Raw genomic sequence first — 13,782 nt, 5'->3', positions numbered from 1 at the left:
CCGTCACGCCGCTTCCAGCAGGCGGTCCTTGCTGACCGGCTCGTTCTTGAATTCACGCACCAATGCGCCGCGCTTGAGCACGAGGATGCGGTCGGCCAGCGACAGCACCGTTTCCGGCTCGGTCGACAGCACGATGATCGCGAGCCCCTTCGTTCTGAGGTCGCGCACGATGTTGATGACGTCGTTCTTGGCGCCGACATCCATGCCGCGGGTCGGCTCGCACAGCACCAGCAGCTTGGGCGGATAGGTCAGCCATTTCGCCAGCGCGACCTTCTGCTGGTTGCCGCCCGAGAGCATGCCGAGATCGAGACCGACCACTGGCGGCCTGATCTGCAGCTGCTCGACCTGGCGCTTGGCGATGTCGCGCTCCTGCGCCGGCTTGAGCAGCAGCGAGGAGATGCGGTCGAGAATGCTGATCGAGATGTTCTTGTAGACCGGCTCCTGGTGGAACAGCATGTCGCGCCGGCTCTCCGGCACCAGCGCCACGCCGGCGCGGCGCGCCGCCGCCGTGCTGGCGAACGTTTTCGTCACGCCTTCGACTGCAAGCGTCCCGCCGTCCGGCTTCAGCTTGCCGAACAGGACGCGCGACAGCTCCTGCTGGCCGCAACCCATGAAGCCATAGATGCCGAGCACCTCGCCGGCGCGGGCCTCGAACGAGACGTCCTGAAGGCTGCGGGACAGCGACAGCTGATCGACCCTAAGAATCACCTTGCTGTCGCTCGGTTGCGGCAGCATCAGGTCGTCGGTGTAGCTGTGCTCGAGCGCCTCGCCGCCGCGGCCGATCATGGCCTCGATCAGCGCGCACTTGCTGGTCGCGGCGCTCGCCGTCTCCGCAACCTTGCGGCCGTTGCGGAACACGGTCACCGTGTCGGACACCAGCAGGATGTCCTCGATGAAATGCGAGATGAAGACGATCGCAGTACCTTGCTCGCGCAGCCGCCGGAGCGCTTTGAACAGGCGCTCGACCTCGGGCGGGGAGAGGGCGGAGGTCGGCTCGTCCAGGATGACGATGCGCGCGCCGGAGAACAGCACGCGCGCGATCTCGATCAACTGCTGCAGCCCGATCGGAAGGTCGCCGAGCCGCGCCATCGGATCGACGTCGATGCCGAAGCGGGCGAGCTGCTCGCCCGCCTCGCGCGCCATCCGCCGCCATTGCACGAGGCCGAGGGCGTTGGTCGGCTGGTTGCCGAGAAAGACGTTCTCCGCGACCGTCAGGTCGGGCGCGACGCTGAGCTCCTGGTGCACCATGGCGATGCCGGCGGCATGCGCATCGCGCGCCGAGCGAAAATGCATCTCCTGGCCGTCGACCAGGAAGCGGCCGGAGAACTCGGTGTGCACGCCGGCGATGATCTTCATCAGCGTGCTCTTGCCGGCGCCGTTCTCGCCGACGAGACCGTGGATCTCGCCGGGATAAAGCGCAAAGTCGACACCACGAAGCGCTTCGACGCCGCCGAAGCTCTTCGTGATGCCCTGCAGTTCCAGGATGGGCTGTTGTCCCACGCTCATGAAAGATCTGGACGCTCAGATCAGGAAGTGATCCTGCATCCACTGCATCCCGGCCGCGTTCGCCTTGGTCACGACCGGACCGTCGGTGACGACGTTCTTCGGGATGCCCTGTCCGCTCTTCTCGCCGCCGACCACGGCGGAGACGCCCGCGACGATCGCGCCGCCATGGATGCGGCAGGACGGATTGCGGACGGTCGCGAACATGCGGCCTTCGCTGACCGCCTGGATCGCCGGCGGCATGGCGTCGACCCCGCCGATCAGGATGTTGGTGCGATTGCGCGCCTTCATGATGTTGGCGGCGGCCAGCGCCATGTCGTCATTGTGGAAGAAGGCCGCATCGATCTGCGGGTATTTGGTCAGATAGGTCTCCCAGAGACGGGCGGTCTTCGAGACGTCCCAATCGGCCGGCTGGGTGTCCAGCACTTCGATGCCCGGGAATTGCTTGACGACCGAGTTGAAGCCCTTGGCGCGGCCCTGCGCACCGGTGTGGCCGAGCGCGCCCTGCGTCATGATGATCTTGCCCTTGCCGCCCATGGCGTTGCACAGCGCCTGTGTCACCGAAGCGCCCATGAACTCGTTGTCGGGAGCGAGGAAGGAATGGACGTTGATCTGATCGAGCGGCGCGATCAGCGTGTCCATGTCGATCACAGGCGTGCCGGCATCGATCATCTTCTGCACCGGCTGGGTGAGGGTGCCGATGCCGAAGGCCTGGATCGCGACGAAGTCCCATTTCTGCGAGGCCATGTTGTCGATCGCCGCGCGCTGCTTCACCGCATCGAGCTGCCCGTCGAACCAGGTCACCTCGACATTGAACAGCTTGCCCCAGAATTCCGCCGCCTGCTTGCCTTGCGCGCACCAGGTGGCCTGGAGGCCGGCGTTGGAGAACGCCGCCTTCAACGGCTTCTCGCTGCGTCCGACTGCGGCCAGTGCGGGGTTTATGCCCATGCTGCCGAGGATGGCAGCTCCGGCGCCGGCGGCCGCAGCCGCCTGAAGAAGATCGCGCCTGGTCGTCGAGAAATCTTTCGTCCCGGACATCGCTCGCTCCCATATATTTTGTCGTCGGCGCGTCATTGGTAGCGCTACCGATCTCCGAAAGTCTCTCACAAGAGTTGTTCGCACTCAATCTGCATTCAGCCGCAGCGTCGTCGCAGCCCGTGCGTTGGTGCAGCGCAAAGCGTCAGGTGGCCGCGGCGGCGAATGCGTCGATCTCGGCGAGCAATGTATCCCAGGACTGCGCGATCTCGGGCGTCCATTCATCGCCGAGCAGATCGCGGAGCGCATCCCTGATGACGGCGAAGAACGCGATGAACAGCTCGCGCGGCGCGCCATAGGCGTCGTGCGAGGCGACCTCGCACGCGATTAGCCGGAAATGCCCGCGGCGCTCGCCGGCGAAGTCGAGAATCGCCTCGATCGTCAGCGCCAGCATCGACCCCTTCACGAGGTCACCGCCGTCCGTGCGGAACATCGCCTGCGTTTCCGGATGGAGATCGAACAGACGTCGATAGACGAACGGCGTGAGGTCGGCGCAGCGCGAGGCCGCACGTTCGAAGCTGTCGTGGATGGGATGAAAGGCCGCGTTCATCGACGGTTCAGCGCCGCGGGCAAAAAAAGAGCGGGGCCCTGGCCCCGCTCAAAAATTGTGTCGACCCTATTATCCCCGATCTTAAGATTTGATCTTGATTGACGGGGCGACGCTGCGTTTTGCGCGCCAGGGGCTCCTCCCGAGACTTGGACCACCAGGCCTCGACCTCGCGGTCAGCGCCTGAGCAAGAGGGATGCTAGATCAACTTTTCTCACTTGTCATCATTTTCGGCAACGAATGTTCAAAATAGGAGCAGCTGACGAAACGATCGGGCGTCTGCCTACCTAAACATATGACAGATATAAGAAATTTGTGGATGGCCGGGCAGGTTTCCCTGCCTCAGATACCGGCCGGGCTCGGGCGTAGGGCGGTCCCGGCCACAGCTTTCGAGCAGTTTGCGCAGGGCCCAACAGGCGGTGGAACTGGCCTCGACTCGGCTGCGCCCGAGTGATTAGTTAGCGCACGAACGAATGGTCCGGCGGATGCGCGCACGCCTGCAAAAATTTCTGCCTCTGGTCCTGCTCGCCCTGGTGATGCAGGTGCTGGCGCCGATCGCCGCCTGTCTCGCGGCCGGCCAGGCTGCGGCCGATCCGTTCTCTGCAGGCGTCATCTGCCATAGCACAAGTGAGCAGGGCGGCCCGGTTGATGAGACCGGGACACCGGCCGCAAAAGCTGGCGCATGTGCGCTTTGTTGCCTGGCGCACGCTGACGCTTCGCTTGACGCGCCGCCCCATGCGGCGTTCTCAACTCCCGTCCGCCCCATCGCCCGCATCGTCTGGCACGTGGCGAACGCGCCCGTCCTCGCCGCCATCGACGGTTCGAGCGCTTGGGCGCGCGCTCCCCCTCGCATTTCCTGATCTGCGAAACCTTCAGCTCCGCGCCGGCTTCGGCCGCGCCGGGATCGCAATGCGCCGGCTCTCTGCCGGCATCAGGAATGACCTCATGCCTCGTACAGGCTTCTTTCGACTGCTTTCCGCACGCAAAATTCTGCTTGCCTCAGCTTCTGCCCTCGTTGTGCCATCCAACGCAATCGCGGAGGAAAACCGACGCGAGCTTCCTCCCGTCACAGTCGACGCGCCGCGGGAGAAACGGGCCTCTCCAGCCCGCGCACAGAGAACCGCCGCGCGATCAACGCGGGCCCGCGCTCCCGCAACTGCGCGTCCGCAACCGACGGCAGCTTCCGAAGGGGGCCTCGGTCCTGGTGCCCTGACGGTTCTCACCGCCCAGCAGGCACTGAGCGAGATCAACCAGACGCCGGGCGGCGTAGCGCTGGTCGCAGCGGAGGCCTACCGGAATTCGACTCCCGCCAGCACGATCAAGGATGTCCTGGACTACGTTCCCGGCGTGTTTGCGCAGCCGAAATGGGGCGACGACACCCGGCTTTCGATCCGCGGATCCGGCCTGTCGCGCAATTTCCATCTGCGCGGCGTGCAGCTTTACATGGACGGCATCCCGATCAATACGGCGGACGGCTACGGCGATTTCCAGGAGATCGACCCGACCGCCTACAAATACGTCGCGGTGTACAAGGGCGGGAATGCGCTGCAGTTCGGAGCCAATTCGCTGGGAGGCGCCGTCAACTTCGTGACGCCATCGGGACGCGACCGATTTCCGAATCGAGTCTCGCTCGACGTGGGAGCCTTCGGCTTCAGGCGACTGCAGGCCAATGCAGGAGGCGCCAACGGGCCGTGGGATGGTTTCGTCACCGCATCAACGCAGGCCACGGACGGCTTCCGCGCTCACAGCTTCGGCTCGGGCAACCGCGTGAGCGGCAATGTTGGCTACCAGTTCTCGCCGGATTTCGAGACGCGATTCTATCTTAACGCCAACGAGGTGCGGCAGCGCATTCCAGGAACCGTCACCAAGGCGTCTGCCTTGACCAATCCGGAGGCCGCGGCTCCGGCGAACGTTGCGCTGGACCAGCAGCGCAACATCGACACGATCAGGCTGGCAAACAAGACGACGATCCGATTCGACGACACCAGGTTGGAGTTCGGCGCTTTCGGCGTCGACCGGCACCTCATGCATCCGATCTTCCAGTGGCTCGATTATCGCTACAAGGATTATGGCGGCTTCGCGAAGGTTACGGACGACCGCATCATCGGCGGTTACCGCAACAGGCTGGTTGCGGGCGTCAACCTGTTGAACGGCAGCATCGACAACCAGCAGTTCGCCAACATTGCCGGACAGAAGGGGGCATTGCTGTCGTCGTCGATCGATCGCTCGGAGAACACCTCGGTTTACGTGGAGGACAGCTTCTACTTTCTGCCGAATGTCGCCGCGATCGCCGGCACGCAATTCCTGCATGCGACCCGCAATCGGCAGGACCGGTTTCTCAGCGACGGCGACCAGTCGGGAGCAACCCGCTTTGATCTGTGGTCGCCGAAGGCGGGCCTGCTGTGGCAGATCGACCCGACGTGGCAGGCCTTCGCCAATGTTTCGCGGAGCGCCGAAGTGCCGAGCTTCGGCGAGAGCGCGCGCGGTCCTGGCATTCCGACGATTCCGTTCACCAGCATCCGCCCGCAGATTGCGACGACCTACGAGATCGGGACCCGCATGCGACGGCCCGACTATTCGTGGGAGTTGACCGCCTATCGCGCCGATATCCGCGATGAGCTGCTGTGCCTGTACAGCGCGTTCGGCAATTGCAACGTGACCAATGCCGACCGAACCTTCCACCAGGGCGTCGAGGCTGGGGCAGGGGCAGCAATCTTCCGCCACCTCTTCGTGAGAGGCGCGCCCGACAAGGTGTGGCTCAACCTCGCCTATACTTACAACGATTTTCGCTTCGACAGCGATACGGAGTTCGGCAACAACCAGCTGCCCGGCGCGCCGCGTCACTATTTGCGCGCCGAGTTGCTCTACAAGCATCCGACCGGGTTCTATGCTGGTCCGAACGTCGAATGGGTGCCGCAGGCCTATTTCGTCGACAGTATGAACACGTTGACGACGGAGCCGTATGCACTGCTCGGATTGAAAGCGGGCTTCGACAATGGCGGACCGTTCTCCGCCTATATCGAGGGTCGAAACCTCACCAACAGGACCTACATTGCCAGCGCCAGTATCATCGATCGCGCCACGGCGACGTCGGCGTTGTTCGAGCCAGGCGCCGGCCGGGCGGTCTACACCGGAATGAGATATCGATGGTAAGCGCACTGGGGCTGCCGAGACCACCACGACCGATCCAATCAGATCAAAACCGAGGGAACCTAATGAACAGGATCAAGCTATCACTTCTGGCGGCCGCCATGCTGCTCGGCACCAGCGCGGCAGTCGCAGCCGACGACGTCAAGGCCGGCGATCTCGTCATCTCGCAGGCCTGGAGCCGGGCGACGCCGGGCGGCGCCAAGGTCGCCGGCGGCTATCTGACCATCGAAAACAAGGGGAGCGCCGCCGACAGGTTGGTCAGCGTGTCCGCCGATATCGCAGGCAAGGCCGAGATTCACGAGATGGCCATGGACAACGGCGTGATGAAGATGCGCGCGCTCGACAAGGGATTGGCGATCGAGCCCGGCAAGACCGTGAAGCTCGCCCCCGGCGGCAATCATTTGATGCTTCAGGAGCTGAAGCGGCCGTTCAAGCAGGGCGACAAGGTGCCGGTGACGCTTCAGTTCGAGAAGGCCGGCAAGATCACTGTTGCCCTCGACGTCCAGGGCGTCGGCGCGCAAGCACCGGGCGGCGGGGGGCACTCGGGTCACATGGACATGAAGAAAATGCCGGATCATTCGGGAATGAAGATGAAATGAGACTGTTCTGGACTCTCGGGAGACCGAATATGTCGAAGCGATCCTGCCTGATTCTGATTGCCGCGGTCGCCGCATCACCAGTGGCGGCGCATGTCTCTCTCGAGACCAAGCAAGCCACAATCGGCGCGTCCTACAAGGCGGTGTTCACCGTGCCGCATGGCTGCGCGGGCTCGCCGACGGTGAAGCTCCGCGTGCAGATTCCGGAAGGGGTCATCGCGGTGAAGCCGATGCCGAAGGCCGGCTGGACCATCGACGTCGTCGAGGGCAAATATGCGGGGGAATACGACTATCACGGCAACAAGCTCTCGTCCGGCGTCAAGGAGGTGGCGTGGTCCGGCGGCAAGCTGCCGGACAAGAACTATGACGAGTTCATCATGCAGACGGTGCTGACCGACAAGCTCAAGGCGAACACGACCTTGTACTTCCCAGTGGTTCAAGAATGCGAGACCGGCGTCAGACGCTGGATCGAGATCCCAACCGAGGGGTCAAGCCATTCGCATGAGGGCAAGTCGCCGGCCCCTGGCGTCAAGCTCCTGCCGAAACCCTGATGCGCCTCCTCGCCGCGCTCGCGACGCTGCTCTTCGCTGCGGGCTTCGCGAGCGGTGCGCTCGCGCATGCGGCGCTGATCTCGGTCGAGCCGGCGAATGGCAGCACGCTCGCGACCGCGCCCAAGATGGTCGAGCTGCGGTTCAACGAACCGGTAACGCCGGGCGCGATCCGGCTGATCGACGGGACGGGCAGGGCGCGGGACGAGACGCGCGTCAGTGCGTCCGGCGACACGATTTTGATCCAGATGCCAGCGGATCTGCCTGAGGGGACGGCGGTCGTCAGCTATCGCGTGGTCTCGCAGGATGGCCATCCGATCGTGGGATCGGTGATGTTTTCAGTCGGCATGCCGTCGGAGACGAAGCCGTCCGCGAGTACGGACCATTGGTTGGCCGCGCTGATCTGGCTGGCGCGCGTTGGCCTCTATCTCGGTCTGTTCGTAGGCGTCGGCGGTGTGTGGTTTGCGCGCTGGATATCATGGTCTCTGGCCGGCATGACCGTGCCGCGCATGGCGCTCGCGGTCGGCCTTTCCAGCGCGGTGGTGTCGCTCGGTGCGCTGGGTCTCGATCTCCTCGGCCTGCCGCCGGCGGCGCTCGCGACGGCCGCGCCTTGGAAGGTCGCGGTCGCAACCAGTGCCGGCCGCGCGTTTCTAGTTGCTGCCGCCGCGATGCTGTTCGCCTTGCTGGCGCTCCGCAGCGCATGGTCTTCGCGGGCTCTTGCGATCATTGCCATGGTCGGCGTGGGCCTGTCGCTCGCCATGAGCGGGCATGCCGCAACGGCGCCGCCTCGAATGATGATGCGCCCGGCGATGTTTCTTCACGGCCTGTGCGTTGCGCTATGGATCGGCGCTCTTGCTCCGCTCGCGGCTTTGCTGTCGAAGCCGACGCCGGCAACACTCGCCGTCGTGAAGCGCTTCTCGGGCATCGCCATGCCGGCGGTCGGCGTGCTGGCATTGACGGGCCTCGCCCTTGCGATTGTTCAGCTCGAAAAAGTTTCGGCGTTGGTCGAGACCCGCTATGGCCTCATCCTCTCGATCAAGCTCGGCCTGGTTCTCATGCTGCTCGCACTTGCGGCGCTCAACCGCTTCCGCCTCACTCCGGCACTCGCCCGCGATCGTGGAGCCCAGACCATCCTCAAGCGCTCGATCCTCCTCGAATGCGTGATCGCCCTCGCCATCTTTGCCGTCGTCGCCGGCTGGCGCTTCACGCCGCCGCCGCGAACGATCATTCCGGAGACGCCGTTGGCGATCCACATCCACGGCGACAAGGCGATGTTCCAGGTGCTGGTGTCACCTGGAAAGGTCGGCAAGGACGATTTCGTGCTCCAGCTCATGACCGGCGAGGGGACGCCCCTGGCGGCCAAAGAGGTGACGTTGACCCTCAGTCTGCCCGAGCGTGGCATCGAGCCGATGGAACGGGTCGCCTTGCTCGGGCCGGATGGCTACTGGCACGTGCGCAGGGTCGAGCTGCCCTTCGCCGGCCGCTGGCGTGTGCGGATCGAGGCGCTTGTGAGCGATTTCGAGAAGATCACGCTGGCGGATGAACTCGAGGTGCCGCCGCCCTAGGCTCACCGGCTTTGCTGAGCACGGTGCTCCTGAAGTCAAACCTGAAGGCAACGGAAAAATGACAGCTATTTCGCCGCGTTAGCGGCTTTTCCTCATTCCCGTCTTGTGTTTTCGCTCCCAATCCGGTTTCACTGCAGGCGATCACTGATTCCCAGAGTATTACCATGCGGTTGTCGCGGTTCTTTCTGCCCATCCTGAAGGAAAATCCGAAAGAGGCGGAGATCGTCTCGCATCGGCTGATGCTGCGTGCCGGCATGATCCGGCAGGAGGCGGCGGGCATCTATGCCTGGCTGCCGCTCGGCTTTCGCGTGCTGAAGAAGATCGAGCAGATTGTGCGCGAGGAGCAGAATCGCTCCGGCGCGATCGAGGTCTTGATGCCGACGCTCCAGCTCGCCGACCTCTGGCGCGAGAGCGGCCGCTACGACGCCTACGGCCCGGAGATGCTGCGCATCGCCGACCGCCACAAGCGCGAGCTGCTGTACGGACCGACCAACGAGGAAATGATCACCGAGATCTTCCGCGCCTATGTGAAGTCCTACAAGAACCTGCCGCTCAATCTCTATCATATCCAATGGAAATTCCGCGACGAGCAGCGTCCGCGCTTCGGCGTGATGCGCGGCCGCGAGTTCCTGATGAAGGACGCCTATTCCTTCGACCTCAACGAGGCCGCGGCGCGTGTCGCCTACAACAAGATGTTCGTCGCATACTTGCGCACCTTCGCGCGGATGGGGCTGAAGGCGATCCCGATGCGCGCCGAGACCGGCCCGATCGGCGGCGATCTCAGCCACGAGTTCATCGTGCTCGCCGAGACCGGCGAATCCGGCGTGTTCATCAATCGCGACGTGCTGGACCTGCCGGTGCCGGGCGAGGACGTGGATTATGAGAGCGACCTGACGCCGATCATCAAGCAATGGACTTCGCTCTATGCGGCGACCGAAGACGTCCACGATGCCGCGCGGTTCGAGCAGGAGGTGCCCGTGGACAAGCGGGTGAACACCCGCGGCATCGAGGTCGGCCAGATCTTCTATTTCGGCACCAAATATTCCGAGCCGATGAAGGCGCTCGTGGCGGGGCCTGATGGTGTCGACGTGCCGATCCATGGCGGCTCGTACGGTGTCGGCGTCTCGCGCCTGCTGGGTGCCATCATCGAGGCTTGCCATGACGATGCCGGCATCAAATGGCCGGAAGCGGTGGCACCGTTCCGCGTCTCGATCCTCAACCTGAAGCAGGGCGATGCGGCCGTCGATGCGGCCTGCGAGAAGCTCTATGCCGAGCTCACGGCCAAGGGCATCGACGTGCTCTATGACGACACCGATCAACGCGCCGGTGCCAAATTCGCCGCCGCCGACCTGATCGGCATCCCCTGGCAGATCATGATCGGGCCGAAGGGGCTCGCCGACGGCAAGGTCGAGATCAAGCGGCGCAGCGACGGCGCGCGCGAGACCATGTCGCCTGCCGACGCGGTTGCAAGACTTGTGGGCTGAGAAGGCTGATCGGCTGAATATTGTTCATCGCGCGATATCGCGGCCGCCAATCCGGCCACAATTGACCCCGAATCATGGGATTATCGAGCGATGGATGAGACCATGACCGAAACCGTGCAAACCGCGCCTTTCGCGCCCTTCGAGTGGATGCTGTCGGCGCGCTATTTGCGGGCGCGGCGGAAAGAGGGATTCATCTCGGTCATCGCCGGGTTCTCCTTTCTCGGCATCATGCTCGGCGTTGCGACGCTGATCATCGTCATGGCCGTGATGAACGGCTTCCGCAAGGAACTGCTCGACAAGATCCTGGGCCTCAACGGCCACATCCTGGTCCAGCCCCTGGAATCGCCGCTGACCGACTGGAAGGACGTTGCCGACCGCCTCAGCCAGGTCGAGGGTATCCGGCTCGCGGCGCCGGTGGTTGACGGTCAGGCGCTGGCGTCATCGCCTTGGAACGCCTCGGGCGTCCTGGTGCGCGGCATCCGCTCCGACGATCTCAACAACCTCACCTCGATCGCCAAGAACATCAAGCAGGGCTCCCTCGAGGGCTTTGACGAAGGGCAGGGCGTTGCGATCGGCCGGCGCCTCGCCGATCAGCTTTCGCTGCATGCCGGCGACAGCATCACGCTGGTGGCGCCGAAGGGCGCAGTGACGCCCATGGGAACGACGCCGCGCATAAAACCGTACAAGATCGTCGCGGTGTTCGAGATCGGTATGTCCGAATACGATCTCGGCTTCGTGTTCATGCCGCTTGCCGAGGCGCAGGCCTATTTCAACCGCAGCAACGACGTCACCTCGATCGAGGTGTTCACGACCAACCCCGACAGGATCGACGCCTTCCGCAAGGCGGTGACGGAGGCGGCGGGCCGGCCGATCTTCCTGGTCGATTGGCGGCAGCGCAACTCGACCTTCTTCAACGCGCTCCAGGTCGAACGCAACGTGATGTTCCTGATCCTGACCATGATCGTGCTGGTTGCCGCGCTCAACATCGTCTCCGGCCTGATCATGCTGGTGAAGGACAAGGGCAGCGACATCGCGATCCTGCGCACCATGGGCGCCTCGCAGGGATCGATCATGCGGATATTCCTGATCACGGGCGCTTCGATCGGCGTGGTCGGCACGCTGGTCGGCTTCTGCGTCGGCCTCGTGATCTGCGTCAACATCGAATCGATCCGGCAATTCCTCTCCTGGCTGACCTCGACCGAGCTGTTCTCGCCGGAGCTCTACTTCCTGTCGAAACTGCCCGCCGAGATCGACGTCGGCGAGACCACGGCCGTCGTCATCATGGCGCTGACGCTGTCGTTCCTGGCGACGCTCTATCCGTCGTGGCGCGCCGCGCGCCTCGATCCCGTCGAAGCGCTCCGGTACGAGTGAGGGACTGATGGAGCAGCAGCAGGGGGCAGAAGATGTACCGGTCATTTATCTCCACGAGATAAAGCGGCAGTACTTGCAGGGCGAGGTGCCGCTGACGATCCTCGACGGCGCCAAGCTGGCGCTGTGGGCCGGTCAGTCGGTCGCGCTGGTGGCGCCGTCGGGCTCGGGCAAGTCGACGCTGCTGCACATCGCTGGGCTGCTGGAAGCCCCCGATTCCGGCGAGGTCTATGTCTCGGGCGCACCGACCTCGCAACTGCCCGACATCGAGCGCACCCAGCTGCGCCGCACCGATATCGGCTTCGTCTACCAGTCGCATCGGCTGCTGCCGGAGTTCTCGGCGCTCGAGAACGTCATGCTGCCGCAGATGATCCGCGGCCTGAAGAAGTCCGAGACCGTCAAGCGTGCCAAGGAGATCCTCGGCTATCTCGGCCTCGGCGACCGCATCACCCATCGCCCCGCCGAGCTGTCGGGCGGCGAGCAGCAGCGTGTCGCCATCGCCCGTGCGGTCGCCAACGCGCCGCGCGTGCTGTTTGCGGACGAGCCGACCGGCAATCTCGATCCTGGTACCGCCGAGCACGTGTTCCAGGCCCTGATGCAGCTGGTCAAGGCGACGCATGTGTCGATGCTGATCGCAACCCACAACATGGAGCTCGCCGGCCGCATGGACCGGCGGGTCTCGCTGTCGAACGGCCAGGTGGTCGAGCTCGACTAAAGAGCTCGAAAACAACCCCATGCACAGTAGCCAAGTGCTTGGTGAGACTTCCGAAAAAAATCGAAGACGGCGGTCCGTCGCCGCCTCACGATTCAGGGCCTGATCACCGTCAATTTGAACGGTCCGCCATTGGCGGCAGCATGCGCCACGGCCTCGTTGGCGTGGTCGAGATCGAAGGTCTCTGTCTCGTACTCTTCCAGCCGCAGCAGCCCGGCACGCACCAGTGCGATCAGGCGGCTGGCCGCATCGGGCGGATACATCCAGACGCCGTGGATGCTGATGCAGTTGCGCATGATCCAGGGGTAGGGCAGCTCGAGGCCCGGCCCGCCCGCCATGCCGACGCCACCCATCAGCACGACGCGTCCGTAAGCGCGGACCGTCATGACTGCCGCGCGCACGACAGTCGGGCTCACCGAGGGCGGCATGATGTCGAAGACGCAGTCGATCGGCCCCGGTGCGGCGCGCTTCATCGTCTCACGGTCGTCGTCCTCGTCACCCGAGAGCTTGACCGGCTTCACCCGCGCCCCGAAGCGGCGGACGAGGTCGGCGAGGATCCGTTCGTTGCGGCCCGGCGCGACCACGCAGGCTGCGCCCATCGCCAGCGCGACGGAGACGGCGGCGCTGCCGAAATTGCCGGTGGCGCCGCTCACCAGCACGGTCTCGCCCGGGCGAAGGTTTGCCGCAAGGAAGCCGCCATAGGGCACCAGCAGCGTGCCCAGCGCGCACCATTGTATCGCCTGCTCGGACGTGATCGGGCCGAGGGGTTTGACGTTCTCGGTCGGCACCCGCATCTGCTCGGCGAAGGAGCCGTGGCGAAAGTGCTGTTGCAGGCGCATGCCGCCGGGTCCCGCGGCGGTCAGGCCCTGCAGGGCCATATCCGGCGCCGCGGCGTCATCGCGCGAGCGCACTGTCGGATCGCAGAACACCCAGTCGCCGACGGCAAGCCTGGTCGCGTCCGGCCCGATCGCGCGCACGCGGCCGATGCCGCCCGGGCCTGGAATGATTGGCAGGTCGAGCGCGTAGTTGCGCGTCCCGTCGAAGACCTCGTTCATGTAGGACAGCACGCGCGTCGCGACGACGTCGACGATGACCTCGCCGGTGCCGAGCACCGGTTCGGGGACAGTCTCGATCGCCAGCGGCGAGCCGAAGGATTTGAGTACGGCAGCTTTCATGATGTTCACCTCGACGTCGGGTGAGGTCCGTATGCGCTGCCCTGGCGGAAGTCAGGAAGGCCTGGTATTATCCTAGTATTCCATAGGCCCTCTATCGCA

The 13,782-nt window shown here is 64.4% G+C and carries 12 protein-coding genes; 8 read left to right on the top strand and 4 right to left on the bottom strand.

All coding sequences use genetic code 11. The features are described 5' to 3' along the window. Positions 1-3 precede the first annotated feature (3 nt). From I6F12_RS17680 to I6F12_RS17670, 3 genes are all read right to left on the bottom strand, one after another. The gene (locus tag I6F12_RS17680; RefSeq protein WP_225125180.1) at positions 4-1,506 is read right to left on the bottom strand and encodes a sugar ABC transporter ATP-binding protein; all 1,503 of its coding nucleotides are present in this window, start codon (positions 1,504-1,506) and stop codon (positions 4-6) included. A 15-nt stretch (positions 1,507-1,521) separates the two neighbouring features. Continuing rightward, a complete protein-coding gene (locus I6F12_RS17675; RefSeq protein ID WP_036010114.1) occupies positions 1,522-2,541 on the bottom strand; it encodes a sugar ABC transporter substrate-binding protein in 1,020 nt (339 codons plus the stop codon). 142 nt (positions 2,542-2,683) lie between these two features. Continuing rightward, on the bottom strand, positions 2,684-3,088 hold the full coding sequence (locus I6F12_RS17670; RefSeq protein WP_225143333.1) for a globin: 405 nt from the start codon (positions 3,086-3,088) through the stop codon (positions 2,684-2,686). A gap of 482 nt (positions 3,089-3,570) precedes the next feature. On the opposite strand from I6F12_RS17670, the gene I6F12_RS17665 reads away from it, so the two are divergent. The 8 genes from I6F12_RS17665 (at position 3,571) to I6F12_RS17630 (ending at position 12,511) form a co-directional block, all read left to right on the top strand. Next, positions 3,571-3,945: a DUF2946 family protein gene (locus I6F12_RS17665; RefSeq protein ID WP_225156920.1), complete on the top strand. Its 375-nt coding sequence runs from the start codon at positions 3,571-3,573 to the stop codon at positions 3,943-3,945. Positions 3,946-4,030: 85 nt separating this feature from the next. After that, positions 4,031-6,238 (top strand): TonB-dependent receptor, encoded by a 2,208-nt coding sequence (locus I6F12_RS17660; protein ID WP_225156919.1) that lies wholly within the window; start codon positions 4,031-4,033, stop codon positions 6,236-6,238. 62 nt (positions 6,239-6,300) lie between these two features. Continuing rightward, entirely contained in the window at positions 6,301-6,834 is a 534-nt protein-coding gene (locus tag I6F12_RS17655) for a copper chaperone PCu(A)C (RefSeq protein WP_225156918.1), read from the top strand. 29 nt (positions 6,835-6,863) lie between these two features. Next, on the top strand, positions 6,864-7,382 hold the full coding sequence (locus tag I6F12_RS17650) for a YcnI family protein (RefSeq protein WP_225113116.1): 519 nt from the start codon (positions 6,864-6,866) through the stop codon (positions 7,380-7,382). Next, positions 7,382-8,944, top strand: coding sequence for a CopD family protein (locus tag I6F12_RS17645; RefSeq protein WP_225156917.1), 1,563 nt, complete (start codon positions 7,382-7,384; stop codon positions 8,942-8,944). The genes I6F12_RS17650 and I6F12_RS17645 overlap by 1 nt, the downstream gene beginning before the upstream one ends. Before the next feature lie 164 nt (positions 8,945-9,108). Next, positions 9,109-10,428 (top strand): proline--tRNA ligase, encoded by a 1,320-nt coding sequence (proS, locus tag I6F12_RS17640; protein WP_225143337.1) that lies wholly within the window; start codon positions 9,109-9,111, stop codon positions 10,426-10,428. A gap of 90 nt (positions 10,429-10,518) precedes the next feature. Then, complete coding sequence (locus I6F12_RS17635; protein ID WP_036010095.1) at positions 10,519-11,799, top strand: lipoprotein-releasing ABC transporter permease subunit; 1,281 nt, start codon at positions 10,519-10,521, stop codon at positions 11,797-11,799. 7 nt (positions 11,800-11,806) lie between these two features. After that, complete coding sequence (locus I6F12_RS17630) at positions 11,807-12,511, top strand: ABC transporter ATP-binding protein (RefSeq protein ID WP_036010093.1); 705 nt, start codon at positions 11,807-11,809, stop codon at positions 12,509-12,511. A gap of 92 nt (positions 12,512-12,603) precedes the next feature. Here the strand turns inward: I6F12_RS17630 and I6F12_RS17625 are convergent, their stop codons facing one another. Further along, positions 12,604-13,683: a zinc-binding alcohol dehydrogenase family protein gene (locus I6F12_RS17625; protein WP_225156916.1), complete on the bottom strand. Its 1,080-nt coding sequence runs from the start codon at positions 13,681-13,683 to the stop codon at positions 12,604-12,606. Between the last annotated feature and the right edge of the window lie 99 nt (positions 13,684-13,782).

Source organism: Bradyrhizobium sp. IC4059, from assembly GCF_020193615.1.
GTDB lineage: Bacteria > Pseudomonadota > Alphaproteobacteria > Rhizobiales > Xanthobacteraceae > Bradyrhizobium > Bradyrhizobium yuanmingense.
Note: the sequence above shows the minus strand (reverse complement) of the source record. Positions and strands in the feature narration are given on the sequence as shown.

Coding starts and splice junctions, on each gene's coding strand:
- I6F12_RS17680 (WP_225125180.1), bottom strand. CDS start 1,506: ATGAGCGTGGGACAACAGCCCATCCTGGAACTGCAGGGCATCACGAAG.
- I6F12_RS17675 (WP_036010114.1), bottom strand. CDS start 2,541: ATGTCCGGGACGAAAGATTTCTCGACGACCAGGCGCGATCTTCTTCAG.
- I6F12_RS17670 (WP_225143333.1), bottom strand. CDS start 3,088: ATGAACGCGGCCTTTCATCCCATCCACGACAGCTTCGAACGTGCGGCC.
- I6F12_RS17665 (WP_225156920.1), top strand. CDS start 3,571: ATGCGCGCACGCCTGCAAAAATTTCTGCCTCTGGTCCTGCTCGCCCTG.
- I6F12_RS17660 (WP_225156919.1), top strand. CDS start 4,031: ATGCCTCGTACAGGCTTCTTTCGACTGCTTTCCGCACGCAAAATTCTG.
- I6F12_RS17655 (WP_225156918.1), top strand. CDS start 6,301: ATGAACAGGATCAAGCTATCACTTCTGGCGGCCGCCATGCTGCTCGGC.
- I6F12_RS17650 (WP_225113116.1), top strand. CDS start 6,864: ATGTCGAAGCGATCCTGCCTGATTCTGATTGCCGCGGTCGCCGCATCA.
- I6F12_RS17645 (WP_225156917.1), top strand. CDS start 7,382: ATGCGCCTCCTCGCCGCGCTCGCGACGCTGCTCTTCGCTGCGGGCTTC.
- proS (WP_225143337.1), top strand. CDS start 9,109: ATGCGGTTGTCGCGGTTCTTTCTGCCCATCCTGAAGGAAAATCCGAAA.
- I6F12_RS17635 (WP_036010095.1), top strand. CDS start 10,519: ATGGATGAGACCATGACCGAAACCGTGCAAACCGCGCCTTTCGCGCCC.
- I6F12_RS17630 (WP_036010093.1), top strand. CDS start 11,807: ATGGAGCAGCAGCAGGGGGCAGAAGATGTACCGGTCATTTATCTCCAC.
- I6F12_RS17625 (WP_225156916.1), bottom strand. CDS start 13,683: ATGAAAGCTGCCGTACTCAAATCCTTCGGCTCGCCGCTGGCGATCGAG.